This is a genomic window from Mucilaginibacter sp., assembly GCF_025362475.1.
GTDB lineage: Bacteria > Bacteroidota > Bacteroidia > Sphingobacteriales > Sphingobacteriaceae > Mucilaginibacter.
Genome location: NZ_JANYGH010000023.1, coordinates 1 through 25,417, shown reverse-complemented (window position 1 = coordinate 25,417; position 25,417 = coordinate 1). Strand labels below are relative to the sequence as shown.

24 protein-coding genes and 1 pseudogene are annotated in these 25,417 nt (G+C 41.1%); 8 read left to right on the top strand and 17 right to left on the bottom strand.

Features of this window, described 5'->3' with window-relative positions:
- Positions 1-62: 62 nt before the first annotated feature.
- Together murA and Q0R88_RS08420 are read right to left on the bottom strand one after the other, a co-directional pair.
- A complete protein-coding gene (gene murA / locus Q0R88_RS08425; protein ID WP_295714997.1) occupies positions 63-1,370 on the bottom strand; it encodes a UDP-N-acetylglucosamine 1-carboxyvinyltransferase in 1,308 nt (435 codons plus the stop codon).
- Positions 1,371-1,794: 424 nt separating this feature from the next.
- Complete coding sequence (locus tag Q0R88_RS08420; protein WP_295714995.1) at positions 1,795-2,538, bottom strand: DUF4290 domain-containing protein; 744 nt, start codon at positions 2,536-2,538, stop codon at positions 1,795-1,797.
- Positions 2,539-2,879: 341 nt separating this feature from the next.
- Between Q0R88_RS08420 and Q0R88_RS08415 the strand changes: the two genes are divergently transcribed.
- Complete coding sequence (locus Q0R88_RS08415; protein WP_295714993.1) at positions 2,880-3,989, top strand: dipeptide epimerase; 1,110 nt, start codon at positions 2,880-2,882, stop codon at positions 3,987-3,989.
- Between the two features lie 19 nt (positions 3,990-4,008).
- Positions 4,009-4,467, top strand: coding sequence for a GNAT family N-acetyltransferase (locus Q0R88_RS08410; RefSeq protein ID WP_295714991.1), 459 nt, complete (start codon positions 4,009-4,011; stop codon positions 4,465-4,467).
- A gap of 144 nt (positions 4,468-4,611) precedes the next feature.
- On the opposite strand, the gene Q0R88_RS08405 is transcribed toward Q0R88_RS08410, so the two are convergent.
- From Q0R88_RS08405 to Q0R88_RS08370, 8 genes are all read right to left on the bottom strand, one after another.
- Positions 4,612-4,737: a hypothetical protein gene (locus Q0R88_RS08405; RefSeq protein ID WP_295714989.1), complete on the bottom strand. Its 126-nt coding sequence runs from the start codon at positions 4,735-4,737 to the stop codon at positions 4,612-4,614.
- Between the two features lie 345 nt (positions 4,738-5,082).
- Positions 5,083-5,208: a hypothetical protein gene (locus Q0R88_RS08400; RefSeq protein ID WP_295714987.1), complete on the bottom strand. Its 126-nt coding sequence runs from the start codon at positions 5,206-5,208 to the stop codon at positions 5,083-5,085.
- Between the two features lie 148 nt (positions 5,209-5,356).
- A complete protein-coding gene (locus Q0R88_RS08395) occupies positions 5,357-6,727 on the bottom strand; it encodes a dipeptidase (protein ID WP_295714984.1) in 1,371 nt (456 codons plus the stop codon).
- A 339-nt stretch (positions 6,728-7,066) separates the two neighbouring features.
- A complete protein-coding gene (locus Q0R88_RS08390) occupies positions 7,067-7,237 on the bottom strand; it encodes a hypothetical protein (protein WP_295714981.1) in 171 nt (56 codons plus the stop codon).
- A 52-nt stretch (positions 7,238-7,289) separates the two neighbouring features.
- Complete coding sequence (locus Q0R88_RS08385) at positions 7,290-7,544, bottom strand: hypothetical protein (protein WP_295714977.1); 255 nt, start codon at positions 7,542-7,544, stop codon at positions 7,290-7,292.
- Positions 7,545-7,611: 67 nt separating this feature from the next.
- Positions 7,612-7,767, bottom strand: coding sequence for a hypothetical protein (locus tag Q0R88_RS08380; RefSeq protein ID WP_295714975.1), 156 nt, complete (start codon positions 7,765-7,767; stop codon positions 7,612-7,614).
- Positions 7,768-7,811: 44 nt separating this feature from the next.
- Positions 7,812-7,955, bottom strand: coding sequence for a hypothetical protein (locus Q0R88_RS08375; protein WP_295714972.1), 144 nt, complete (start codon positions 7,953-7,955; stop codon positions 7,812-7,814).
- 69 nt (positions 7,956-8,024) lie between these two features.
- Positions 8,025-8,180 (bottom strand): hypothetical protein, encoded by a 156-nt coding sequence (locus Q0R88_RS08370; RefSeq protein WP_295714970.1) that lies wholly within the window; start codon positions 8,178-8,180, stop codon positions 8,025-8,027.
- Between the two features lie 568 nt (positions 8,181-8,748).
- Here Q0R88_RS08370 and Q0R88_RS08365 point away from each other — a divergent pair.
- Positions 8,749-10,188, top strand: a complete 1,440-nt coding sequence (locus Q0R88_RS08365; protein WP_295714967.1) for a tetratricopeptide repeat protein — start codon at positions 8,749-8,751, stop codon at positions 10,186-10,188.
- Positions 10,189-10,572: 384 nt separating this feature from the next.
- Here the strand turns inward: Q0R88_RS08365 and Q0R88_RS08360 are convergent, their stop codons facing one another.
- The 4 genes and pseudogenes from Q0R88_RS08360 to Q0R88_RS08345 all read right to left on the bottom strand — a co-directional run bounded on the left by Q0R88_RS08360 (position 10,573) and on the right by Q0R88_RS08345 (position 14,459).
- Positions 10,573-10,878, bottom strand: a complete 306-nt coding sequence (locus Q0R88_RS08360; protein ID WP_295714964.1) for a hypothetical protein — start codon at positions 10,876-10,878, stop codon at positions 10,573-10,575.
- Positions 10,879-11,110: 232 nt separating this feature from the next.
- Positions 11,111-11,479, bottom strand: coding sequence for a helix-turn-helix transcriptional regulator (locus tag Q0R88_RS08355; RefSeq protein WP_295714961.1), 369 nt, complete (start codon positions 11,477-11,479; stop codon positions 11,111-11,113).
- Positions 11,480-11,617: 138 nt separating this feature from the next.
- Positions 11,618-13,911: pseudogene (locus Q0R88_RS08350) on the bottom strand (UvrD-helicase domain-containing protein).
- A 155-nt stretch (positions 13,912-14,066) separates the two neighbouring features.
- Positions 14,067-14,459: a hypothetical protein gene (locus tag Q0R88_RS08345; protein ID WP_295714957.1), complete on the bottom strand. Its 393-nt coding sequence runs from the start codon at positions 14,457-14,459 to the stop codon at positions 14,067-14,069.
- Between the two features lie 194 nt (positions 14,460-14,653).
- Here Q0R88_RS08345 and Q0R88_RS08340 point away from each other — a divergent pair, with 194 nt between their 5' ends.
- Together Q0R88_RS08340 and Q0R88_RS08335 are read left to right on the top strand one after the other, a co-directional pair.
- Entirely contained in the window at positions 14,654-16,870 is a 2,217-nt protein-coding gene (locus tag Q0R88_RS08340; RefSeq protein WP_295714954.1) for a transferrin receptor-like dimerization domain-containing protein, read from the top strand.
- Between the two features lie 21 nt (positions 16,871-16,891).
- Entirely contained in the window at positions 16,892-17,182 is a 291-nt protein-coding gene (locus tag Q0R88_RS08335) for a hypothetical protein (protein WP_295714951.1), read from the top strand.
- Positions 17,183-17,227: 45 nt separating this feature from the next.
- Here Q0R88_RS08335 and Q0R88_RS08330 read toward each other — a convergent pair whose 3' ends face one another.
- Together Q0R88_RS08330 and arsB are read right to left on the bottom strand one after the other, a co-directional pair.
- Complete coding sequence (locus Q0R88_RS08330; RefSeq protein ID WP_295714949.1) at positions 17,228-17,965, bottom strand: metallophosphoesterase family protein; 738 nt, start codon at positions 17,963-17,965, stop codon at positions 17,228-17,230.
- Positions 17,965-19,050: an ACR3 family arsenite efflux transporter gene (arsB, locus tag Q0R88_RS08325; protein WP_295714946.1), complete on the bottom strand. Its 1,086-nt coding sequence runs from the start codon at positions 19,048-19,050 to the stop codon at positions 17,965-17,967. The genes Q0R88_RS08330 and arsB overlap by 1 nt, the downstream gene beginning before the upstream one ends.
- A gap of 543 nt (positions 19,051-19,593) precedes the next feature.
- On the opposite strand from arsB, the gene tnpA reads away from it, so the two are divergent.
- Positions 19,594-20,055, top strand: a complete 462-nt coding sequence (tnpA, locus tag Q0R88_RS08320) for an IS200/IS605 family transposase (RefSeq protein ID WP_295714943.1) — start codon at positions 19,594-19,596, stop codon at positions 20,053-20,055.
- A gap of 352 nt (positions 20,056-20,407) precedes the next feature.
- Here the strand turns inward: tnpA and Q0R88_RS08315 are convergent, their stop codons facing one another.
- Positions 20,408-22,501, bottom strand: a complete 2,094-nt coding sequence (locus Q0R88_RS08315; protein WP_295714941.1) for a M1 family metallopeptidase — start codon at positions 22,499-22,501, stop codon at positions 20,408-20,410.
- 129 nt (positions 22,502-22,630) lie between these two features.
- Here Q0R88_RS08315 and Q0R88_RS08310 point away from each other — a divergent pair, with 129 nt between their 5' ends.
- A complete protein-coding gene (locus Q0R88_RS08310; protein WP_295714938.1) occupies positions 22,631-24,640 on the top strand; it encodes a thioredoxin domain-containing protein in 2,010 nt (669 codons plus the stop codon).
- Positions 24,641-24,666: 26 nt separating this feature from the next.
- Positions 24,667-25,164 (top strand): peptidylprolyl isomerase, encoded by a 498-nt coding sequence (locus tag Q0R88_RS08305; RefSeq protein ID WP_295714936.1) that lies wholly within the window; start codon positions 24,667-24,669, stop codon positions 25,162-25,164.
- The last annotated feature ends 253 nt before the right edge of the window (positions 25,165-25,417 follow it).

Genomic DNA, 25,417 nt, shown 5'->3' with positions numbered 1-25,417 from the left:
GAAAGCAAAAAGCCTAAAGCAAAAGGCCAAAAGCTTTATGCTTTCAGCCTTTTGCTGTTAACTTAAATACGGGTTATATCTGCACCCAAAGCCTTTAAACGGGTATCAATATGTTGATAGCCACGCTCAATTTGCTCTATGTTGTAGATGGTTGATTTGCCTTGTGCCGATAGGGCAGCTATTAGCAGGGAAACCCCGGCGCGGATATCAGGCGATGTCATGGAGATACCGCGAAGCTGTACCTTTTTATCGAGCCCGATAACGGTTGCGCGGTGCGGATCGCAAAGGATGATCTGCGCACCCATATCTAATAGTTTATCCACGAAGAACAAACGGCTCTCGAACATTTTTTGATGAATCAATACCGAGCCTTTAGCCTGTATCGCTACTACCAAACAAATGCTCAGCAGATCGGGTGTAAAGCCTGGCCATGGTGCATCGGCAATGGTCATGATGGAGCCATCGATAAAGGTTTCTATTTCGTAATGATCCTGTGCCGGGATGTAGATATCATCTCCGCGCAGTTCAAGCTTAATACCCAGGCGTTTAAATACGTCTGGAATCATGCCCAGTTCTTTATAATTAACATCTTTTATTGTGATCTCTGATCCTGTCATGGCTGCCAGGCCAATGAATGAGCCAATCTCGATCATATCTGGCAGTAAACGATGATCGGTGCCACCAAGTTTGGTTACCCCCTCAATGGTTAACAGGTTTGAACCTATTCCGCTGATTTTTGCGCCCATACGGTTAAGCATTTTGCACAGCTGTTGCAGGTACGGCTCACATGCCGCATTGTAAATGGTGGTTATACCTTTTGATAGTACAGCCGTCATCACAATGTTTGCAGTACCGGTTACCGAAGCCTCATCCAGCAGGATATAGGTTCCCTGCAAATTAGAGGCATCTACATTAAAAAAGCCGTCCTCTGGGTTGTAGTCAAAACGGGCGCCCAGCTTCTCGAACCCTAAAAAGTGGGTATCCAGCCTCCTGCGACCTATTTTGTCGCCACCGGGCTTAGGTATAGATGCCTTGCCAAACCTGGCCAGCAGCGGCCCAACGATCATGATAGAGCCACGTAAACCGCCACCTTTGGATTTAAAGGCATCCGACTGGAAAAAATCCTGATCAATATCTTTGGCAATAAAGGTATACGTATCAGGAGCTATTTTCTCGGTAATAACACCCATATCGCCCAGGAGCTCAATAAGTTTATTAACATCCTTAATATCAGGTATATTGCTGATGGTAACCTTTTCTTCGGTAAGCAGTACCGCCGAAATTACCTGTAGTGCCTCGTTTTTTGCTCCCTGTGGAGTAATCTCGCCCTTTAGCGGCTTCCCGCCGTTTATCACAAATGCGTTAGTCATAGGTGTTTATAATTGATAGATCAATGATTCCATGTATTGCACACCTAACCCGGTTAAATGTGTTTTATTCCCGGCAAAGATTATAAAATTTCCTGACTGTTCATCAGTTCATTACTGCGCTTGTTGATAAGTCTTACCGGTTGAATTTTCGCGATGTGATAATTAGCGCTTAAAACTTCTTAAAGTGCCATTTTGGAGTGAAAATCGATTCTTAAATGATCATAAAACAGTTTAAAATGCGCGATAATTTCCGATAAACAATCAATAATAGTCAATAAATCTCCACTTTTTTGGGGTTTAAAAAGTCCTGGGCATGTGCAAAAAAACAGCCCGGTTCTTCGTTATGAAAAACCGGGCTATTTTATATTGGAAATTTATTTGAGCGGACTAATTACTTCATAACCCGTTAAACTAAAACCTTGAACTAATATTTCTTAGCTCCGGGATTACGGTTACGATTATTTTGGTTGTTATTGTTACGTGGACCACTGTTTTGGTTATTGTTGGTACGCCCGCGGTTGTTATTGTTGTTTTGGTTACTGTTGGTACGCCCGCGATTATTATTATTGTTGTTGTGTTGAGGCTGGTTGTTAGGGCGGAATTCAACACGGTTAAGGTTGATGTTCTCTTCCAGTTTCAAGGTGCCGCCTGATAAGGCGTACAGGTCCGAAAGAATACTTTCGTCCGTTACCGAATCCTTGTTCCATTGAACGTAGGCCATTTTCATGAAGTTGGCCACTGCCTGCACCATGTGGCGTTTGCGTTCGGGCTCTTCAATGGCTTTGGCCTTTTCAATCATTAGCTCGATGGTTTTACCATAGTGCTTGTATTTAATGCGCTGGTGAGGGTATCTTAAAGGTTGGGGTTTAAGATGGATAGCCTCCGGCGTTGGTTTCGGGTAGGGCGCGTCAACATCGATCTGGAAATCAGATATAATATGCAAGTGATCCCAAAGCTTGTGCTTAAAATCGGCCACATCACGCAAATGTGGGTTTAAAAAACCCATCAGGTCTATCACAACCTGTGCGTAACGGTTACGTTCTTCTTTTGTGGGCAGCGCTACAATATATTTAACCATATTTTGTACGTTGCGGCCATATTCTGACAGGATGAGTTTATTCCTGGTTGAGTTATAATCAAATGTTGCAGGCGTGTTTTCTTGTGCCATGTAATTGTAGTATTAAGAAAGTGTTAAGTTAGCCATGCGTCTTTTCCCTGCATAATTGAGGGCCCAGGAGGCTAAAATTGAATTGATATTGTATAGTAGTAACGCAAATATAATGTAATAGTATCAATGTGCAAATAAATGACTGAAAATGTTACTTTAACATTAAAGTATTATCTTAGAGGCTGTCTGAAAATAAAAACCAGGTCGTCATTGCGAGGTACGAAGCAATATCTACATAGGCAGATGACCTTCTAGAGCCCCTCTGTAATGCTTAGGGATTGCTTCGTACCTCGCAATGGCGATTTGTTTATTTTCAGACAGCCTCTTATAATATTTTGTCCATGAAAAACAAACTAACCATCACCCATATAGATATTTATCGTTTCAGTATTCCGATGGAGCCTTTTACTATTGCCACCGGCACTATGGATCATGCGCAGAATGTATTTATCAGGGTACATACCAACGCGGGTTTCTATGGTGTGGGCGAGTGCTCGGCCTTCCCGATGATTGTTGGCGAAACGCAGGATACCTGCCTGGTAATGGGCCGCGAGTTTGCGAAATTGTGGATAGGGCAGGATGCGCTGGATATTCCCGCACGCCTGCAGCAACTGCATAATTTCACCGCCGGTAATACTACTATTAAAAGCGCGTTTGATATCGCTTTACATGATATAGCTGCTAAAAATGCTGGTTTGCCTTTATACCAGTTTTTATCGGGCAAAAGGCGCGAGGTTGAATCGGATATTACGATAGGTATTGCCGGGCCTGCTACCATGGCATTAAAGGCCCTGGATTTTAAAGCCTCGGGAGCAAATATACTGAAGGTAAAACTTGGTAAAAATGCAATTGAGGATGTGGAACGCATCAGGCAGATCCGCGATGCCGTTGGTCCCGAAATGAAGATTCGCATTGATGCCAACCAGGGCTGGAGTTTTGGTGATGCTGTTTTTGCACTGGAAGCTTTGGGCGATTATGATATTGAGTTTTGTGAACAGCCCATGCGTACCTGGTATGATGATCTGCTGCCCGAGTTGATGCAGCTATCGCCGGTTAAAATTATGGCCGATGAAAGTGTATATAACCATCATGATGCCCGCCGGCAAATCAATAGCGGGAGTTGCCATTTCATCAATATAAAAATGTCAAAATCGGGCGGCTTATTTGAGGCCCGGAAAATTCATGATGAAGCGGCATCCCATAGCGTTGCCTGTATGATGGGTGGTATGTTGGAAAGTCGTATTGCATTGAGTGCCTTTTTGCATTTTGTGTATGCCAGCCCCAATATCCGGTTTTATGATATGGATACCTGCATGCTTGGTCATCTGCAGGATCCCTGTGTTGGCGGTGTTACTTATGATGGGTATAAGCTGAATATTGATGATACCCCTGGCATTGGGGCCGATGCCGACGAAGAGTTTTTGAAAACCTGCGAACATTTTCGCGTTTAATTTTAATATAGTATAACCCATGCTGATAAGACAAGCCACTTTAAATGATATGCCCGTGCTATTGCAATTTGAACAGGGCGTGATCACTGCCGAACGCCCATTTGATAGCACGCTTGTTCCCGGTTCAATTAATTACTATGATCTGGAAATGTTTATCAATTCGCCCGATGTGGAAATTTTGGTGGCCGAACTGGATGGTGAACTGGTTGGCAGCGGCTATGCCCGCATCAAAAAAAGTGAGAAGCCGTATTTTAATTTTTTGAATTATGCCTACCTGGGTTTTATGTATGTATCGCCACAGCATAGGGGAAAAGGGATTAATCAACTAATAATTGAGGAATTAAAACTATGGACACGCAGGCACGGTTTAACCGAATTGCGATTGCAGGTGTATAACGATAATGAAGGGGCGATAAAAGCGTATGAAAAAGTTGGTTTTAAAAAGCACATGATTGAGATGCGCATGAATTTGGAATAATTATTTGTGAAAACGATCATCACACTCCACGTGCAGGGTATGATGATCGTGGTAACAGGAAACGCGATGCCCTTTGCCGTTGTAGCATTAAAAAAAAAGTAAGGGCGTGATAAAGTTTTTTAACAGGGTTTTGTTAAATATCTTTCACAGAAGAGGTCTTTTCTTCCATTTATTAATAACTTTTACGGTTTCGGGGTTGTCCTGCTTTTTAGTCTTAGAACTGAGCATTTCTTTGACTGACTCGTCTTTTGTTTTTTCCTTATTTTTCATAATAGTAAGCTTAGGTGCTCCTTTTATACGTTGCGTAAGGGTTAATTTGTTTTAATTTTTGGGATAAAATTGCTCTTTTTTATAGGTAATATTCATTTTTTTTGATTTGGGTGCCGGTACTACGCCCAGATCAAAAAAAGCAGGACCTTTATTTTATTTACCGGGAGGATGCCGGTGTGGACTGTGTGTTATAGTAAAGATACCTCCGGGCTTTTGTTTGGGTTTAATAGCTGCAATTAGCAAATACTTTGAGGTGATTGGCATGGCAGCCATAAATATGGCTCTCTAAAAAAAAGTCCGCTGAGATAATTACTCAGCGGACTTTTAGCTTGGGCTTAAATTTCTTTATAATAGCGGCTTTCTTTTTCTCTTGGCCACAGTTTTTGTGCTGTCACCTTTTTCCTGTTTGGTTACTTTGGGGGCGCTCAAATCTTTGGCTGCCTCACCTTTTGATTTCTCCCTGGTTTCCATAATAATAGGTTCTAAGTTATTATTATAAGTTACCTGGCTATCAATTTGTTTGGATAAAATGTAAAAAAAATCATTTTAATAAAACAAATTATCGGGATGATGCCTTTTTATCTTTTACCCAATTTCTTTTGGTTTCTACAGCCTTAATTTACAAGCTCAACTCAGCAAAGTACTTATGAAACAACGGTATAGTTTCAATTCCCTTGTAATAGTTGAAAATATCATATTTTTCATTTGGCGAGTGCAGTGCGTCACTATCAAGTCCAAAACCCATCAATACAGTTTTAAGGCCAAGCTCGGCTTCAAACAGGGCTACTATCGGGATGCTACCACCACCGCGGGTTGGGATAGGCTCCTTGCCAAACGACTCGGAAATAGCTTTTTGGGCCGCACGGTAAGCAATACTATCTGTTGGTGTTACCGCCGGTTCGCCACCATGGTGTGGGGTTACTTTTACCTTTATGTTGGCAGGTGCAATACTCAGGAAATGTTTGGTGAAAATTTCTGTTATGGCATCTGATGTTTGGTTGGGTACCAGGCGCATCGAAATTTTGGCATGAGCCTTTGATGGTAATACGGTTTTAGCGCCTTCGCCAATGTAGCCACCCCATATACCATTAACCTCAAGGGTAGGGCGGGTGCCGGTGCGTTCAAAGGTGGTATATCCTTTTTCGCCCCAAAGCTCGGCTACATCCAGGTCTGATTTGTATTCGGCCTCATCGTATGGCGCATTGTTAAGGGCGGTACGTTCTGCAGGGGTAAGCTCAATTACACTATCATAAAAACCGGGAATGGTGATGTGGTTATTTTCATCGTGAAGTGAGGCTATCATTTTGGTTAAAATGGTGATGGGGTTGGCCACTGCGCCACCATACACGCCTGAGTGCAGATCGCGGTTGGGGCCGGTTACTTCAACCTCCAGGTATGATAAACCGCGTAAGCCGGTTTCTAAAGATGGATGTTCCATACTGATCATCGATGTATCCGATATCAGCACAACATCAGCTTTTAACTTCTCTTTATTTGCTTTTACAAAAATAGCAAGGTTAGATGAGCCAACTTCTTCCTCACCTTCAATCATGAATTTGATATTGCAGGGCAGTGTATCGGTTTGCATCATCAGTTCAAATGCTTTTACGTGCATGTAAAACTGGCCCTTATCATCGCAGGCGCCGCGCGCGTAAATTTTACCATCGCGAATGGTAGGCTCAAAAGGCGGGGTTTTCCATAACTCCAGCGGATCTGCCGGTTGTACATCATAATGACCATAAACCAAAACTGTGGGTTTGCCGGCATCAATTATTTTTTCACCATAAACTATAGGATAGCCTGCTGTTTGGCAAATCTCCACATTGTCGGCACCGGCATCGCGCAGTTTTTGCGCCACATAGTCGGCTGTATGGAGTACATCTGTTTTGTATTTTGGATCGGCGCTAACTGAAGGGAAACGCAAGAGGGCAAATAATTCGTCGAGTAAACGTTGCCTGTGCTCATCAACATATTGCTTTATGTGCTGCATATTATCAAGTTTGCAGCAAATATATTGATGTTTATTGATTTGGGGCGGCTTAATTGCGGGGCGGCTTTGTAAAGTTTAAGATCACTCTTTTTAAAATTACTATCACCATGATAGTGGCAGTAAACTAATCAATTATTGAAAAAAGAAAGTGAAATTTTACAACGACTTTTTGCCGGCCTAAAGCCCTGAAACGGTAATTAACAGAGCTACATTATTATATGGTGAATGTAACTGAAGTTCCCTGAGGCCAAGAGAGGAATGTACGTGCGGTTTTATATTTACCAGCGCCTGTAAAAAGGTTGAAGAGCACATCAACCTGCAAGCGGTTAAATTTAGCAATTAATCCGCAGTAGCAAGATCAGCCTTGGGGCCGTGGCCTGCTTTGGCAGTAAATGAGGCTGTTTCTGGTTTTGTTTTTAAGTTGGTATTGGTGTTTTCTTTAGTGCTTAATGAATAAGCAGTTATGCCCGAAGTTAATATGATGGCTATAGCGATAATTATCTTTTTCATGTTTTTGTTGCGTTAGAACGATGTTTAATTTGTTTTGCTGCAGATGATTTAATTATGCTGTAAAATCAGCAGTAGCTAAATCTTTTTTCGGACCACCAGTGAAAGCAAAGTCAGCAGTAGCTAAATCTTTTTTAGGACCGCCAGTGAAAGCGAAGTCAGCAGTAGCTAAGTCTTTTTTCGGACCGCCAGTGAAAGCTGTATTTTGAGTTGGTGGAGTTTTAGTTTTTGCAGGAGTTGTTTCTGCGTTTACAAATGACGTTAAAAAAGTGCTTAATGCTAATGCTGCTATGATTGATGATTTTTTCATGATTATTATATGTTGTGAGAGAGTTTTGATTAATATTTTTTGTTTATAAATGATTGTTGTTTGTTAATTAGTCGGCCTGACCTAAGTCTTTTCTAAATGCTGTTGATGACGAAGCAAAGGTTGTGGCTTCGGGTTTTACAGTTTGTTTAGTTGTGGTTTGTGATGATAAAATACCAGTAGCTACGGTTAAGCTTACAATGGTTATGATGATAAATTTTTTCATGTCGTTTTTAATTTTTTAAATGTTTTTATAAATCATGTTTAAGATTAATCAGCTGTACCAAGGTCTCTTCTTGCACTTGAGCCAAATGAATGTAATGCTGCAGTTTCAGGGGCAACCCTTTCTTTTTGGCATGAGGAGATGGCGCCGGTGAATAAAATAGCCAAGATGATTGTGATTAACTTTTTCATGGTCGTTAAATAATATTTTGAATATTGGACTGTCTTAATTTTTAATGTTTGTTCTGGATTTATAAAAGATTAGTCGGCAAAAGCCAGGTCTTTTTTAAACCCATGGTCGTTTTTTATAAAGCTGGTGGCCATAGGCTGTTCGGCTTTTTTTGGCGATAATAAAACCGCTGATGATAAAACTCCTGTGCCTGATGCAAGCAACGCTAAAAGGATGATTTTTTTCATATATATAAATATTTTATATTAGTATTCTAAATTGTTAAGTAATAATTAACCATATGTGCCCAATAATACGTTGCGGTAAATTTACCGGTCTGTAAAAATTGTTTTAGATTAAGATTTACTCTCTTTTTTGTGAAAAAAACTGATCAAAATATGGTAAGATATTTACAGTTTTATTCATATTTTTTTTTACATTTTTGTTGAAATAAATTGTTATTTTTAAACACTATACCCAATTGTTAAGAAAAAAGAATTGTTATACTTTTAATTTTATTCATCATTAGGTAGCATATTGGTAAACTAAGTAACATATTAATGCCGTTTGATTTTTTTCACTACTTTAAATCGTAGTTTGAAACGTTATTTTTATGTCAAAAAATATTACAAAATACACAATAATACTCAATTAATTAACTGTATATCAGTTATTTAACAATGCAAATATAAATATGTTTTTTAATTTTCTATTAATAAATATAAAATAATTTTCAACAATGTTTTTACTGATGTTTTAGGTATATATCAGTATAATTTATAACTTTCACATTCAATATAACGTAACAGTGTTTTAATGAAAAAAGCCTTTGTATTTCTTTTATTTTTTTGTACGGCGGTTACTTTACATGCGAAAGATTTAGGTGAGGCAATTACAGGAGATACAAGTGAGGTTATACGCATTAATAAGCAAGCGTATGATAACCGCTTAACCCAGCCTCAGCAAACGCTTTCAGATGCAAACAGGGCAATGGTTCTGGCTCGCAAAATAAACTATAACAACGGTATAGCCGAGGCGTACAGGGTTACCGGCTTGGCCATGTTTTACATGGACCAGGCAGAAAAGGCATTTAGCAATTATTTAAACGCGGTGGCTTTTTTTACAAAGGCTAATAATTTGGGGGGTGAGGCAAAGGTTTACAATAACATGGGTAATATTTACCGTGACCATGATACCAACAAATCACTGGATTATTTTTTTAAATCGTTGGCTATCGCGAATAAAATTAATAATGTAAGCTTAATTGCGGCCCTTAATTTAAATATAGGAAACGTTTATACACGCAGAAATAGTTATACCCAGGCTTTAAAATACTATGGCCAAAGCAAAGCGATATTTTCCAAGCTAAAAGATTCTGTAAACTTAATTCAATGCGGACAGAATATTGGAGTAGTTTATTTTAAGTTGAACCAATACGATAAAGCTTTAGCCATGCTACTGGAGGCCAACGCGGCCGCTAAGCACCTTGATTTGAACGAGCCGATTGCAAGTATCGACCTTACGCTGGCCTCATTATATATGAACCAGCAAAAATTCGATGAGGCAGAAAAGATTGTTAAGGAAGGCGTTGCCTATACCCAACTGATTAATGACCCTAAGCTTGAGTATGATTATAAGCACACCAATTATGAATTGGCTTATAATCGTAAAAACTATAATGAGGCGCTGTTTTATTTGCGGGAGATTTACCGGGTTGATAGTGCAACTTTCAAGACCAATACTTCGGTGCAAATGAAACTGATTGAGGCTACCCGCAAGCAGGAAGAGCAGATAAAAGAAAATGAGCGCGTAGCCGAGCGGCAGGCGTATGATCGTACCAAGTTTTGGGCCGTAACTATAGTTGCAGGCCTTTTGCTTGTTGTAATAGGGCTATTGGTTGGTAATGTAAAACGCAAAGCTAAAACCAATTCGCAGCTTACCTTGCTTAATGGGGAAGTATCCCGGCAGAAGGACAACCTCGACCGCATTAACCACCACCTGGAAGAGATCATTGATGAGCGTACCAAAGATCTCCAGATTAAGAACAGAAAGCTGTCAGAGCACTCCTCATACCTCTCGCACCAGATAAGGGGCCCTATAGCCACGCTACGCGGCCTTATCAACCTTGAAAAGGAAGGTTTGGTAGATCAACATGAATGTATCTCAATGATGGACAAATGCGTATCAGAGATTGATGAAAAGATCATTGATATGAGCGACATGCTACATAACCCATCGCGTACTACGACTACGTAGATTTTTGGAGCAAGGGTTTTTTTTGGAGTAAGGAGCAAGGAGTTTTGGACAAAGGACTTTTAGACGAAGGATTTTTGGACAAAAGGCTTTCGGACAAAGGACTTTCAGACAAAAGATAAAGGGGGATTTCGGATTCTATGATTTATCTTGAAGGGTTAAGCCGATATGCTTTGAGCTTTCATGATGGCTAAACAAAAAACGGACGGTATACACCGGCCGTTTTTTTATATTTTATACTTTATTTTTTCGTCTTTCGTCCTTTCTCTGAAAGTCCTTTGGTTCTTGCTCTAAGAATCCTTGCTCCTTGCTCTAAAAGTCCTTCGTCCGAAAATCCTTTGTCCAAAAATCCTTACTCCCAAAATCCTTGCTCCTTGCTCTAAAAAACTAATTCAGATTAAAAGCTATAGGAAAAGTAGAGTGTATTTGGGCTTCAAAAAGGCCAAGGTAAATACAATACCATGATATCATTTGTAAGATAAGCAACTGGCGGTGTTTTTTGTTGTAGCCCTGGGTTTCAAAAGCGATGGTTTCATCGCCTGCAGTAACAAAAAACCTTAATTCGCCTTTACAGGGTTTAAACTTTGATTTCAGCATATCATAGGCCTTCACCTTAAGCTTGCTGTTAGGATCATGAATAGTTCCGTCCTTTAGCGCCTCGTTTTTTGAAATAGATATCAGGTAATTTGACATAAGTACATGTTTTTCTGGGTGAAAAGCATGTAACAATTTTTACTCCAAAAAGTTAAATAATAATGGTATTAACCTTTAAAGTTTAATACAACCATTAAATTTTACAAAAGTTTCTTCTTGTTAAATAATATTAATCAATATTTAACAAGAAAAATAATGCCATTAAAATAAATGTAGCAATTAGTATATCAAGTATGTGTAAATGTAAGTTTTACAACACACATTACCATAACTAAACAGCTAAAGCGCTTTTACCACGCAGTTCTTCATAAAGTAAAATCACTTTACGCTGCAGGTTTGCAATTTCCGATTCGCGGTCAACCAGCTTCTTTTGGGCGATACTGAGGTTTGATGGAGTAAGATCAATTTCCCCTGCATCGAGTGCAAGAAGGTTCACCACGTTAAGCTCAAAAATGTTTGCAATTTGTTCCAACCGCGATAAGTTAATATCCGTTACACCCGTTTCAATTTTTGAAAATGCAGGGATAGAAATACCTAAACGGTTTGCCACATCTTCCTGGCTCCAACCGTGCTGATGACGCAAGGTTCTGATGTTTTTACCTACAAATTTGTTGGTCTTTTTTTTAGTGATGTCGCTCATGTTCGGTTATCTATAATTAATCAGTTAATAAAAGATATCCAAACGTTATGCCATTATTAATTTAGCTTTAAATATATGTCTTCAAAGCACAATTATTCCAAAACGGGGAAAAAAATACACGAAAATTGGGGCGGCTTTCTAAGCCATATTATTGATAATACTCAACTTTGCAAATTTAAGTAGCAGTTGCTTTTGGCCAATTTCTTTAAAAAATATAGTAGCCTTGATATCGGGCTTCGTTCCCTCCAGGCTTTGCACCTTGCCAAAACCAAAACGCTCGTGCTCAACTTCCATACCCACCTGCAGGTTTGATGTATCAGACGGTTTAAAATCTGGCGATACTACGTGCGCTTTTGCCAAAATTGATGTGGTTTTTACAGGCGCGGATGTTGCCGGTTTTGGTTTTGAAAAAGCATCAGCTTGTTTACCACTGGTCCAGGCCTTGCGGTCGTCATCAAAAAACGGATTGTTGCTTGTAGTTGTTTTGGCGCTGTAATCCAGTTCAAGGTATTTGGCATCTATTTCATCCAAAAAGCGGCTTGGTTCGCAGCTAATGAGTGTGCCAAATTTAAAACGCGAAGTAGCATAGCTTATGGTAAGCTTAGTTTCGGCACGGGTTACAGCCACGTAAAACAGTCGTCGTTCTTCTTCCAGATCACTGCGGGAATTGAGCGACATCTGGGATGGGAAAAGATTTTCTTCTAAACCTACCACATGCACCTGCGAAAACTCTAAGCCCTTACTACTGTGAATGGTCATGAGCGATACTGTATCAGCATCTTTATTCTTGTCCTTGTCATCATTAGTGAGCAGGGCAATATCCTGCATAAATATGTCCAGACCTTTTTCTTCTATGTCTTCGCGCTCGCTAAACTCCTTGATACCATTCAGTAATTCCTGTATATTCTCATAGCGGTTTAACCCCTCTACAGATTTATCCTCGTAAAGATCTTTAAGCAGGCCCGAGTGTTGGGCTATGTACAATGCCGATTCATATGCCGATTTTGTTTTTGTCAAAACCTGGAAACTTTGAATCATAGTGGCAAAGTTGCTCAGTGATGGGGATGCTTTCCCATCAAAATATTGAACCGGATCCACAATCACCTCCCAGGGGGTAACTTTGTGATGATCGGCACTTACAATGATCTTGTCAACCGTGGTATCGCCTATGCCCCTTTTAGGGTAGTTGATAACACGTTTAAGCGCTTCCTCATCATTAGGGTTAAAAGTAAGGCGGAAGTAGCCTATCAGATCCTTGATCTCTTTTCGCTGATAAAAGGACAAGCCACCATATATTTTATAAGGAATCCCCAGCTTGCGCAGAGCCTCCTCCATGGAACGCGACTGCGCGTTGGTACGGTAAAGAATGGCAAAATTATTCCAGTTTTTACCTTTCAGGCTCCTGTCCTGCATAATAGCCTCAGCCACCATTTTACCTTCTTCGTTATCGCTGAAGGCGCGCATTATTTTTATTTTATCTCCCGCTTCCTTTTCGCTGAAAACGTTCTTTTTAAGCTGCTCTTTATTATTGCTGATGATACTGTTGGCTACATGCACAATATTTTGTGTCGACCGGTAGTTTTGCTCCAGCTTAAATACCTTCAAATCCGGGTAATCCTTTTCAAAGTTGAGGATGTTTTGAATGTTGGCTCCACGAAATGCGTAAATACTTTGCGCGTCATCACCTACAACGCATAAATTCTCGTTAACAGCTGCCAGTTTTTTCACAATAAGGTATTGCGAAAAGTTGGTATCCTGGTACTCATCCACCATCAGGTATTTAAACTTGTGCTGGTATTTGTTTAGTACTTCGGGATGCAGTTTAAGCAACTCGTTGGTTTTGTACAGCAAATCGTCAAAATCCATAGCGCCGGCACGGAAGCAACGGGTGGCATACATCTCGTAAATTTTGCCCAGTTGCCCGCGGCCTGTCGACATATCATCGGCCTGGATCTGCTCATTTTTATTGTATTCCCTAAACGAGATCAGGTTATTTTTTGATGCGGAGATACGGTTAAGTACAAAGTTTACGGCATATAGCTTATCATCAAGGTTTAATTCTTTGATAATGGCACGCAGTACGCTTTTGCTATCGTCGGTATCATAAATGGTAAAGTTACTTGGGTAGCCAATTTTTTCGGCTTCTACACGTAACAGCTTGGCAAAAACCGAGTGGAAGGTACCCATCAGATGTTTTTAGCCTCGCCACCCACTACATGGGTAATACGTTCGCGCATTTCGCGCGCGGCTTTATTGGTAAATGTTAAAACCAGTATATTAAATGAATCCACACCTTTACGAATAAGGTGGGCCACCCTGTAGGTAATTACCCTTGTTTTGCCAGATCCGGCACCGGCAATGATCATCACCGGTCCTTCAGTTTGTTCTACCGCTGCCCGTTGTTCGGGGTTTAAACCCTGTAAATAATCCAAAATCTTTTCCTCTTTTCTTGAAACAGCGAAATTAAGGTTTTGCGACGAAAGGGGAAAGTAAGATTGCCGGTGGACGTGATAAAAATATTAACAATGGTGATTTAAAGGTGGATAAAAGAAAATTTGGCTTTTTAGCCAATCGGGAAGTCTGAAATTTAAACTTGTCTAAAATCCTCGTTATCAATATTAAATATTTGCCCTTGGTAGTTAAATTGTCCATGAAAGGCAATGTGTATTTCAAGTTCACTCGAGCTTAAAAATTGTTTTAAATGCAGCATGTCAAATTCCCTGTAAAATTCAAATACAGTGTCATTGTCAATATTATAAAAGTTAATAGTGAAGTATGGAAATGAATTGATTTGATGATATTTTACAAAAAACAAAAGCTTTAAATCTTCTTTGAAAATAAAGTTATCAGCAATACAATTGTCTGATATCAGCTTATCACCCTTGTAAACATCAACTGTATATGGACCTCCCATACTCAGTATCTCTTGAGCATTGGTTAAGGTTAGTTCAATCCCTGAAACTATTTCTTTATGTACCATTTTGTTATTTTACTAAATAACAAACAAATATTGATGAGGCATAAAGTTTAAGTCTATTAAGTAAAAGGAACTGCCGGTTTTATACGGTAATACCTATAATCGGCATCCAACTCAGCCCATCACCATTTTTACATCCCATGAAATATAATCTATGCCAAATTTACTATCTTCACGCATCAACCATATACATTGTCATGAAGAAAACCCTTACTCTTGGTTTACTGGCGCTTTCTGCCACTGCTTTCGCGCAGCAAAAAACATTAATCGGCTTCACCCCGGCATCGTCGGCCAAACAATTGGCTGCCGAAAAATCATTTGATGCATCCCTGAGCGCGCAACGTATTGGCGAAACCATTAAAACGCTTTCGGCATTTCCGCATAATATAGGTTCGCCGGGCAGCAAGGCCGTAGCCGAAAAAATATTGGCCATGTATAAAAGCTATGGGCTTGATGCACATATAGAAACCTATACTGTACTTTACCCTACGCCCAAAACAAGGGTGCTGGAACTTTCCGGCCCGGCAAGCTATACCGCTTTATTAAAAGAGCCCGCGCTGGCAGAGGATGGAACATCGGGGCAGCCCAACCAGTTGCCAACCTATAACGCCTGGAGTGCTGATGGTGATGTGAATGGTGAGCTGGTATTTGTAAACTATGGATTGCCGGATGATTACGAGAAGCTGGCTGCCATGGGCATTGATGTAAAAGGTAAAATAGTAATTGCCAAATATGGCCGCTCATGGCGTGGCATAAAGCCAAAGGTAGCCTATGAGCATGGGGCCATTGGCTGTATCATTTATTCAGATCCTGCTGATGATGGTTACTCGGCGGGTGATGTGTATCCAAAAGGAGCCTATAAAAATGAATTTGGCGTGCAGCGGGGTTCGGTGATGGATATGGTGATCTATCCCGGCGATCCGCTTACACCGGGTGTTGGTGCTACCAAAGATGCCAAACGCCTGGATAGGAAAGATGCCACCACAATATTGAAAATACCGGTGCTGCCCATCAGTTATCATGATGCACAACCTTTACTGGCCGCCTTGGATGGTCCGGTTGCGCCGGCAGGCTGGGCCGGATCCCTGCCTATAACTTACCATATTGGTGGGGGTAAAGCAACGGTACACCTTAAAATGGAATTTAACTGGGATATGGTACCGGCCTATGATGTAATAGCCCAAATTAAAGGCTCCACGTATCCCGATGAGTGGGTAATGCGCGGTAACCACCATGATGCCTGGGTAAACGGAGCCAACGACCCCATAAGCGGACAAGCCGCCATGATTGAGGAAACAAAAGCCCTCGGCGACCTGCTTAAAACCGGCTGGAAACCAAAGCGTAGCATTATTTATTGCTCATGGGACGGGGAAGAACCTGGTTTATTAGGCTCTACCGAGTTTGCAGAAGATCATGATAAGGAATTGCAGCAAAAGGCTGTGGTTTATATCAACTCAGATAGTAATGGTCGCGGGTTTTTAGGTGCAGGCGGTTCGCAGGCATTGGAAAGCTTTATTGACGAGATAACCCGCGGCATAACCGACCCGCAAACCAAAGTGAGTGTGTTTGATCGTAAAAAGGCAATGGAATTGGTTAATGCCAAATCAACCAGCGATAAAAAAGAAATTTTGGAACGTAAGGGCGAGAAGCTGGAAGCGCTGGGTTCAGGATCAGATTTCTCATCATTCCTGCAGCATCTGGGCATCCCTACGCTTGATTTTGGTTTCGGTGGAGAAGATGGCGGTGGCGAATACCACTCTATTTATGATTCCTTTGATGATTACAAACGCTTTAAAGACCCTGATTTTGCTTATGGCGTGGCGCTATCGCAAACTGCCGGTCACTCGGTATTGCGTATGGCAGATGCCGATGTACTGCCATTTGATTTCAGGAGTCTGCAAACTACCATCAGTAAGTATGCTACCGAATTAACGAAACTGGCAAACGATACCCGCGAAGCCACTGCTATAGATAACCAACTGATAAAAGCCAACGACTATACCCTGGCTGCCGACCCAACACACCTGTACAAGGCCCCGGCAGCTAAAAGCGAAGTGCCGCAAATAGATTTTAAACCACTAACCGGCGCCCTTGATTCATTAAAGAAAAGCGCGGATAAACTGGCCACTTATTGGACCGCTGCTACACTTAAAAACGGCGACCATGATAAGCTAAACAAGTTACTTTACCAGGCCGAGCAGCAATTACTTTCGGTAGATGGTTTGCCGCGTCGTAGCTGGTACCGTCACACTATTTATGCGCCGGGCTTTTACACCGGCTATGGTGTCAAAACGCTCCCCGGCATCCGCGAAGCTATTGAGCAACGTAACTGGGATGAAGTTAAGCAGCAGATAGGGGTTGTAGCCGGGAGGATTAACGCATTGGCCGGGTATTTGGCGATGGGGGCGAAGTAAGGAAATTTAGCATACTTACTAATGGCTTTAGATTGTTATCACTTAGTTGATGTTCGTCATCAATATTTACTGTTTCAAATAGATGAGCAGGAACTTGTGGAAATAGAAGAAATACTGATTGAATTTAAAAGACTGACAGGAATCTATATAGATCCCTATGGAACAACACGAATCCATCAGGAGTTTATCGAACTACTCCTATCAAAAATTAATAAAAGCTTAGATATGGTCAGGGATAAAAATGTCTCGCGTGTAACACTATTGGATAAGTTGACAGGAGTAAAAGAAGGATTATTTATTGTGGGGGATTAATAAAACAAACCAAAGCTATCAGTGGAATTTATATAGAAAGTTGTTTTAATAGGCCTTTCTTAACCGATCGGCAAATTCATCGGGTAATAAGCTTTGTTCAATTGCCATTGCTGCTTGTTCAACATCGTAAGCAACTCTTATAAACTCCACTGTAATACTATCCCTGTCAGTTATCGAACTGGTCATATCCAGATTTAATATTACATAGCATCCGGCTGGGTTGCCATCTTTTGGTTTGCCTACAGAGCCTATATTGATAACATGCCTGAATTGTTGGTTGCCGACTTTGAGGATACGATGATAAGGTTTATGCGAATGACCGATACACAGGATATCGGCATTCGCTTCTGCCATCATTTCAAGTACATAGGTTTCATCCAAATCTTCCAAAACGTATTCGTCAACACTCCTTGTACTGCCATGTGCCAGTACAATATTTACGGCCTCATCTATCATTTTAAATTCAAGGCGAATATGTGCAGGCAGGGTTGATAGATACTGACGACCTGCCTCATCAATCAAATGATAGGCATAGGTTTTTCCTGGTTCACCAAGGGTTTGATCGGTGGTAACCAATTTCTTCACTTTCAGATCATGATTACCGGCGAGGGTAGCGATACCTCGTTTACGGATTTCGGCAATTACCTCGTTAGGCCAAATGTTGTAACCAACCAGATCGCCAAGGCAATAAATGGCATCAGTATTCCTGGTTGCTACATCGGCGAAGAATGCCTCCAACGCTGGCAGATTTGCGTGAATATCCGAAAAAAGGGCAATTCTCATTATTGTACTGCAGTTTGAGTTTTAGAGGTATAATATTTTTTTCGGAAATAAAAAGCAAGGTTAACCAAAGCGATCAATGCAGGTACTTCTACTAAGGGGCCAATAACCCCTGCAAAGGCTTCTCCCGAATTAATACCAAAAACGCCAATGGCTACTGCAATAGCTAATTCAAAGTTGTTCCCGGTGGCCGTGAATGCAATAGAAGTACTTTTGGAGTAATCGGCACCAAACGATTTACCGATAAAGAAACTCAAGATGAACATGATGGTAAAGTAAATTACCAACGGTATAGCAATACGCAGTACATCAAAAGGGATTTGAACAATTAAGTTACCTTTTAAACTGAACATTACCACAATGGTAAACAGCAAGGCAATTAAGGTTATCGGAGAAATAAAAGGGACATATTTAGTTTGGAACCATTGCTCTCCCTTAATTTTAATTAAAGCATATCTGCTGATAATACCCGCTGCAAAAGGGATACCGAGGTAAATACCAACGCTTTTTGCAATTTCAGATATGGTTATATTAACGGCTAATCCTTTCAAGCCAAAAAGAGGCGGCAAAACGGTTATAAATACATAAGCATAAACGCTGTAAAGCAATACCTGGAAAATACTGTTTAAGGCAATTAACCCGGCTGCATATTCACGGTTGCCCTCTGCCAATTCGTTCCATACCACCACCATCGCAATACAGCGCGCAAGGCCTATCAAAATTAAACCTACCATATAAGCGGGATGATCACGTAAAAGCGTTATCGCTAATATAAACATCAGGATAGGACCAATTACCCAGTTTAATACCAGGGATGCGCTCAATACTTTTGTATCCTTAAATACTTCGCCCATATTCTCGTATCTCACTTTGGCAAGCGGAGGGTACATCATCAGGATTAGGCCTATTGCCAGGGGGATATTGGTAGTTCCGCTGGAAAAAGAATTTATAAAGCCAGATGATGATGGAATAAAATAGCCTACCGCTACTCCAATAGCCATAGCAAGGAAGATCCACAAAGTAAGGTATCGGTCAAGAAAACTTAATTGTTTTCGTTCGGCCACCGGGGCACAGTTATTTGCTGCCATATATTAAAGTATAATTCGTGTTTTAATGTGAAGTTTGTTTTGACCTTCGATAAGATTCTCTCTTCTTTAAACTATTATATTGCAATATTACGATTAATGTTTTGATTAAAAAATATATGTTTATTAAAGAGAGAGCAAATTGATATGAGAGTGTCTATTAAAACTAACCATTTAAGTGAAAGAGTCAGAGGCATCGCCTCGACAAATATTGTAACAACGGATTTTAATCCGTTGAAATGAGGTGAAGAATAGCAATAAGAACCCTAGGTTCGGTTTGTATAAATTATTAATATTGTCCGTGCCGATGGCACTTTTGATTTATGGTAGGCTTACAGGCAACGGGTTAAAACCCGTTGTTACAAAATGTATCGTGCCGATGGCACTTTTAATGAAAAGATAATTAAGCGAATGAAACAGAGGCATCGCCTCGACAGATATTGTAACAACGGATTTTAATCCGTTGAAGAGACGTGAAGGATACCAATAAGAACCGTAGGTTCGACTTGTATAAACAAAAAACTATTAATGATTTAACCCCAAAAAATGGCAAATACTTACCATCAAATTTACATTCAAACAGTTTTTGCAGTTAAATACCGCCAGGCGATAATTGAAAAAGAGTGGAAGGAAAAATTCTTTGGTGTAATTGGTAATTTAATCAGTGAAGCTAATTGCAAAACCATTATTGTAAATGGAGTGGAAGATCATGTGCATTGTTTTATCGGGTTAAAACCGGTGGTTTCCGTTTCTGAATTAATGAAAACCGTAAAAGCAAAATCGTCCAAATATATTAATGATCACTCGTTAACCTCCGAGCGTTTTGAATGGCAGGAAGGCTATGGCGTATTTTCATACAGCCATTCGCAGATTGATAAGGTTTATAAATACATTCAAAAGCAGGAAGAACATCATAAAAAGCAAACGTTCAGAGATGAGTATTTAGATTTTTTAAAAAAATTCAACGTCGAATTTGATGAGCAGTATATTTTTCAGGACTTGATATAGCTATTCGCCCATACCTATTAGTAATAGAGGCATCGCCTCGACGAATATTGTAACAACGGGTTTTAACCCGTTGAACAAGAGGTAGGTTTGACTTGTATATTCGCTCTGCCCATGGCAACGGGTTTTAACCCGTTGTTACAACATGATCCGGGCCGATGGCCCTTTAATGAAAAGATAGTTTGGAGAGCTGGTTGCCCGGATGAATGAAATTCAATTCCATGACTTTAGTACGTATAACACCTCTCGCCAAAAGAACGAATTGATATCACAAAAAAATAGCGATGAGCCTTAACCCATCGCTATTTAAAATGCCCAAAAGCAATTCACTAAATCAGCAATTCACTAATTAGAATTACTCGCCGTAGTAAACGTTGTTTTTCAAGTTAACATCGGGCAGTTCGTGATTAGGATCAATCACCATTGATTTTATTGTGGAGGTTGACGGATATTTAAACGTCCACACACCGCCGCGTTGCCAAACGTTTACAGGTAAATGTAAAGTTTCGGTTTTACCGTTAGCCTGGGTAATTTTCAAATCAACAGGCATAGCCATTTTTTCGTTATTGGTAATAGTGATCAGCGCGCCGTTTGCCGCATTATCATCTATGTATTTAACGTTGCTTATAGCCTGATCAAGCTTCCATGTAGTAGTAAACCAAGCTTTCCAAAACCAGTTAAGATCTTCGCCGCTGGCATCATTCATGGCACGGAAAAGGTCGGCTGGTAGTGGGTGTTTAAATGCCCAGTTCTTGATATATTCATGGAACGCATAGTCAAAACGCTCTGGTCCTAATACCACATTGCGCAGCATATCCATACCCAAAGCGGTTTTTACATAATACTGTCCATAATCGTTCAAACCAATAGCTTCCGGAGCAGTCATCAGTGGATCTTTGCTGTTGCGGAACATTCCTAAAATGCGCTGAGCCATTTTGGTGGTATCGTTATACTCGCCTTTATTAAATTGCTGTGAGGCATATTCATTGATGAAAGTGTTAAAGCCTTCATCCATCCACATATATTTACGCTCGTTTGAGCCCACTATCATCGGGAACCAGTTGTGACCTATTTCGTGCGTAACATCGCCCCAAAGTTGTCCTTTCTTTAAATTGCTCAGGCAAAATATAGCGCCCGGATACTCCATACCCAGGGCAACGCCAGATACGTTTACAGCAGAGTTCCATGGATATTCAAAATAAGCTTTTGAGTAAATTTCCATGCTGTTTTTCAGGTACTCGGTTGAGCGGCCCCAGCTATCTACGCCGGCACTCTCCACAGGGTAGGCAGACATGGCAATACCTTTACGGCCCGATGGGAAATTAACCTTAGCGGCATCCCATATAAACGCGTTCGACGCGCCAAATGCCACATCGCGGCTATTCTCCATTTTATAATGCCAGGTTAAAGTACCTTTAAACGGACGGGTTGATGATTTGCCAACTTCGTTTTCTTTAATCAGCATTACAGTTTTATCGCTGGTTTTGGCATCAGCCAAACGGCTCAATTGCGCCGGTGATAAAACCTCTTCAGGGTTTTGCAAATCGCCCGATCCTACAACCACCATATTGGCAGGTGCGGTTATGTAATAATCAAAATCGCCGTATTCGCAATAAAACTCGCCCAGGCCCATGTAGGGTAGGGTGTTCCAGCCTTCCACATCATCATAAACGCACATGCGTGGGTACCATTGGGCAATTTCGTAAACGTAGCCTTGTTTAAACTTTTTGCGGCCCATGCGGTCGGCACCATAAAAAGGGATAGCAAAATCATAGTTGATCTTAACCTGTATTTTTTCGCCTTTGCCATCCATTGGCGCGTTTAGGCGTAACTGCATGCGGGCATCAGTAATTACAGGAATAACTTTATAGGTTTGACCTTTGTAAGTAACATCAACCGAGCCTATATGATAGCCTCCGCGGCTAAAGCCACGCACATCAAAACGATCGCCGGTAACCGGGGTAACGGCAGCGCCGCGAGAATCGGGTTTAAATAGGTTTTGGTCCAGTTGTAACCACAAGTAATCCAGTTGATCGGGGCTGTTATTGGTGTAGGTAATAGTCACTTCGCCGGTGATGGTAGTGTCCTTGCCTTCGTTAAGAGCAGCTTTGATCTGGTAATCGGCACGGTTTTGCCAATAGGTTGGCGAAGGCTTGCCGCTGTTTGATCGTGTTCCCTGCCCGGTAACCGGCCAGGTGATAGGGCCAAAAAGGTCCTGGTGGTCATACTTTATAGAGTCTGTTTGTGCCGATGCCGGGTTTGCCATTGCAAATAAGCCAAAGGCGCCTAAAATGTTGATCAGTTTAAAATAGCGCATTTTTGAATTTGATAATAAAGGCGCAAAGAAAGGGAAATAATTTGTGAAATTGGTAACGGGAGCGCTTATAGTGCTGTGATTGTGGTTGATTGGCGAAGTTGTAATGGTAATGTTACCGGGCGACGCGGGCATTGCGAGGGTAGACCGACCCCGGCCTGCGCCATGCAATAACACTGTGGGATAAAACTTTTCAAATTAAAACCTATTTAACCTGTAGGTACATTTATATTCGCATTTGCAAAACTTTGATACCTATTTACCATGAACAAACTGGCAAATTCCACATCCCCATATTTATTGCAGCACGCCAATAATCCTGTAAACTGGTACCCATGGGGTAAAGAGGCACTTGATAAGGCTAAAGCCGAAAACAAGCTGATATTGGTGAGTATTGGTTATTCCGCCTGCCACTGGTGCCACGTAATGGAGCACGAAAGCTTTGAGGACGAAGCCGTGGCCACCGTAATGAACGAATATTTTGTTTGTATTAAGGTGGATAGGGAAGAGCGCCCCGATGTAGACCAGATATACATGAGCGCCGTGCAGCTGATGAGTGGCCGTGGCGGCTGGCCGCTAAACTGTATCTGCCTGCCAGATCAAAGACCCATTTATGGCGGCACTTACTTTCGTAAAAACGACTGGACATCGCTGCTCTTTAACCTGGCCGATTTCTACAAACAAAAACCAGAAGAAGCCGAAGAATATGCGGTACGATTAACTGAGGGAATCCAGAAATATGAGTCGGTACAATTTATAGCCGAACAGCCTGCGCATACTAAAGACGATTTAAAGCTGATAGCCGACACCTGGAAACGATATTTTGATAAATACGAAGGCGGTACAGGGAATGCGCCCAAATTTCCGATGCCCAATAACTGGCTGCTGCTAATGCGTTACGCGCATTTGATGCAGGATGAGGAAATTGCCAAACAGGTAAAACTCACGCTGCATAAAATGGCCTATGGCGGAATTTATGATCATATAGGCGGCGGTTTTGCCCGTTATTCTGTTGATGGCAGGTGGCATGTACCGCATTTCGAGAAAATGCTTTATGATAACGCCCAACTCATTAGTTTATATGCCGAGGCTTATACCTGGCAGCCCGATGAGCTTTACGAAAGGGTAGTTGATGAGATCATCCATTTTGCTACTAAAGAATTGGCCTCGCCAGATCTTGGCTTTTACTCGGCGCTTGATGCCGATAGCGAAGGCGTAGAGGGTAAGTTTTATATTTTTACTAAAACACAGATAGAAGAGATCCTGGGCGATGATGCCGACCTGTTCTGTATTTACTACCATATTACAGAAGATGGCAACTGGGAGGAGGAGCAGTCAAATGTATTGTTCCGCAAGGAAACTGATGAGCAATTGTCCAAAAAATTGGGTTTGGGAGTTGATGATCTGCTATCGCAGGTAAAAGCATCCCGCAAAAAAGTTTTCGAAGCCCGTCGTCACCGTATCAGACCAGGTTTGGATAACAAGATACTGGCCTCATGGAATGGTTTGATGCTAAAAGGACTTTGTGAAGCTTACCGGGCATTTGATAAACCTGAGTATCTGGAGCTTGTTTTGAAGAATGCTAATTTCATCCTGGATAATCTATTAGGTCAAAATGGCAGACTATCACGGGTTTACAATAGCAATACGGCAGGAGAAATTCCGGTAGCGTTTTTGGATGATTATGCCAACATTATTGATGGGTTGATAGCCACTTACGAGGTTACCTTTGATGAGCATTGGCTGCAACAGGCAAAAGCCCTTACAGATACCGCTATAACCCATTATTACGATGAGCAGAACGGCATTTTCTTTTATACCGCCGATAATGATGAACAGCTGATAGCCCGCAAATCAGAAATTATGGATGGTGTTACACCGGCCAGTAATTCGGCTATGGCACGTGTTCTGAAAAAATTAGGCCTGCTTTTTGATGATGAAAGTTATGCAGCGGTTTCGGCACAGCTGTTACGCAACATTATGCCGCAGTTGGCAAAATATGGTACGGCCTATTCAAACTGGACTATGTTATTGCTTGATGAAGTTTTTGGTATATATGAAGTTGCAGTAACCGGCCCCGAAGCTGAACCCGTAAGAAAGGAACTTGAAAATAATTACTTCCCTAATAAAATAATCTTGGGAGGTACAAAAGGAAGTTTACCTTTGTTACAGGATAAGTTTGGTAAATCAACACAAATTTTTGTTTGTAAAGATAAAACCTGCGGATTACCTGCTAATAACACGGCCGACGCATTAAAACAAATGCAGGCTTGATTGCTTATTTATAAAAATACTTTACAATGAAGATTGAACCACAGCACGTAGTGTCATTAACTTACGATTTGTATGTTGACCAGGATGGTACCGAAACGTTAACGGAAAGTGCCACACAAGAACAACCTTTAACCTTTTTGTTTGGTGCCGGCCAGATGCTGCCCAAATTTGAAGAAAATTTAAGTACCCTATCAACTGGTGATGCTTATGAATTTCGTCTGTCAGCTCAGGATGCTTACGGCGAATATGATGAAGAAGCAGTAGCCAACCTGCCTAAAGAAATGTTCCAGGGAACTGAAGTTCCTGAAATTGGCAGCATTTTACCTTTACAGGATAATAATGGCAACCGTTTCCAGGCACAGGTAGTATCAATTGCCGAAGATTCGGTAATTGTTGACCTTAACCACCCTATGGCTGGCCAGGAATTGCATTTTAAAGGCAGTATCCTCAACGTACGCCCCGCCACACCAGAAGAATTATCACACGGCCATGCACATGGCGCTGATGGTCACCACGCTCACTAATTTTGGCGAACGTATAATATTTGAAAAGCCCGTTATGCAAATAGCGGGCTTTTTTTGTGCAAAAAACAAACTGCCGCGAGGTTCTAACTCGTGGCCTATATGGTTTCAGCTTTCTGTCTTGTCCTAAAATAGGTTTACACACCAGTAAACAAAAATGGAAAGATATTCAAAGATTTATGGGAGTAAATGGCAAAGCCAGTACAGTGAGGAATTTAAACGCAAAGTTTGCCAGGAGTATTTAGATGGGCAGGAA

What these genes read in the sequence shown, in the direction of transcription:
- Q0R88_RS08395 (WP_295714984.1), bottom strand. Translation starts at nt 6,727, where the DNA reads ATGCAGCACATAAAGCAATATGTTGATGAGCACAGGCAACGTTTACTC.
- tnpA (WP_295714943.1), top strand. Translation starts at nt 19,594, where the DNA reads ATGGCAAATACTTACCATCAAATTTACATTCAAACAGTTTTTGCAGTT.
- Q0R88_RS08310 (WP_295714938.1), top strand. Translation starts at nt 22,631, where the DNA reads ATGAACAAACTGGCAAATTCCACATCCCCATATTTATTGCAGCACGCC.
- arsB (WP_295714946.1), bottom strand. Translation starts at nt 19,050, where the DNA reads ATGGCAGCAAATAACTGTGCCCCGGTGGCCGAACGAAAACAATTAAGT.
- Q0R88_RS08400 (WP_295714987.1), bottom strand. Translation starts at nt 5,208, where the DNA reads ATGGAAACCAGGGAGAAATCAAAAGGTGAGGCAGCCAAAGATTTGAGC.
- Q0R88_RS08385 (WP_295714977.1), bottom strand. Translation starts at nt 7,544, where the DNA reads ATGAAAAAATCATCAATCATAGCAGCATTAGCATTAAGCACTTTTTTA.
- Q0R88_RS08360 (WP_295714964.1), bottom strand. Translation starts at nt 10,878, where the DNA reads ATGTCAAATTACCTGATATCTATTTCAAAAAACGAGGCGCTAAAGGAC.
- Q0R88_RS08380 (WP_295714975.1), bottom strand. Translation starts at nt 7,767, where the DNA reads ATGAAAAAATTTATCATCATAACCATTGTAAGCTTAACCGTAGCTACT.
- Q0R88_RS08315 (WP_295714941.1), bottom strand. Translation starts at nt 22,501, where the DNA reads ATGCCCGCGTCGCCCGGTAACATTACCATTACAACTTCGCCAATCAAC.
- Q0R88_RS08355 (WP_295714961.1), bottom strand. Translation starts at nt 11,479, where the DNA reads ATGAGCGACATCACTAAAAAAAAGACCAACAAATTTGTAGGTAAAAAC.
- murA (WP_295714997.1), bottom strand. Translation starts at nt 1,370, where the DNA reads ATGACTAACGCATTTGTGATAAACGGCGGGAAGCCGCTAAAGGGCGAG.
- Q0R88_RS08330 (WP_295714949.1), bottom strand. Translation starts at nt 17,965, where the DNA reads ATGAGAATTGCCCTTTTTTCGGATATTCACGCAAATCTGCCAGCGTTG.
- Q0R88_RS08305 (WP_295714936.1), top strand. Translation starts at nt 24,667, where the DNA reads ATGAAGATTGAACCACAGCACGTAGTGTCATTAACTTACGATTTGTAT.
- Q0R88_RS08365 (WP_295714967.1), top strand. Translation starts at nt 8,749, where the DNA reads ATGAAAAAAGCCTTTGTATTTCTTTTATTTTTTTGTACGGCGGTTACT.
- Q0R88_RS08370 (WP_295714970.1), bottom strand. Translation starts at nt 8,180, where the DNA reads ATGAAAAAAATCATCCTTTTAGCGTTGCTTGCATCAGGCACAGGAGTT.
- Q0R88_RS08340 (WP_295714954.1), top strand. Translation starts at nt 14,654, where the DNA reads ATGAAGAAAACCCTTACTCTTGGTTTACTGGCGCTTTCTGCCACTGCT.
- Q0R88_RS08410 (WP_295714991.1), top strand. Translation starts at nt 4,009, where the DNA reads ATGCTGATAAGACAAGCCACTTTAAATGATATGCCCGTGCTATTGCAA.
- Q0R88_RS08345 (WP_295714957.1), bottom strand. Translation starts at nt 14,459, where the DNA reads ATGGTACATAAAGAAATAGTTTCAGGGATTGAACTAACCTTAACCAAT.
- Q0R88_RS08405 (WP_295714989.1), bottom strand. Translation starts at nt 4,737, where the DNA reads ATGAAAAATAAGGAAAAAACAAAAGACGAGTCAGTCAAAGAAATGCTC.
- Q0R88_RS08375 (WP_295714972.1), bottom strand. Translation starts at nt 7,955, where the DNA reads ATGAAAAAGTTAATCACAATCATCTTGGCTATTTTATTCACCGGCGCC.
- Q0R88_RS08335 (WP_295714951.1), top strand. Translation starts at nt 16,892, where the DNA reads ATGGCTTTAGATTGTTATCACTTAGTTGATGTTCGTCATCAATATTTA.
- Q0R88_RS08390 (WP_295714981.1), bottom strand. Translation starts at nt 7,237, where the DNA reads ATGAAAAAGATAATTATCGCTATAGCCATCATATTAACTTCGGGCATA.
- Q0R88_RS08420 (WP_295714995.1), bottom strand. Translation starts at nt 2,538, where the DNA reads ATGGCACAAGAAAACACGCCTGCAACATTTGATTATAACTCAACCAGG.
- Q0R88_RS08415 (WP_295714993.1), top strand. Translation starts at nt 2,880, where the DNA reads ATGAAAAACAAACTAACCATCACCCATATAGATATTTATCGTTTCAGT.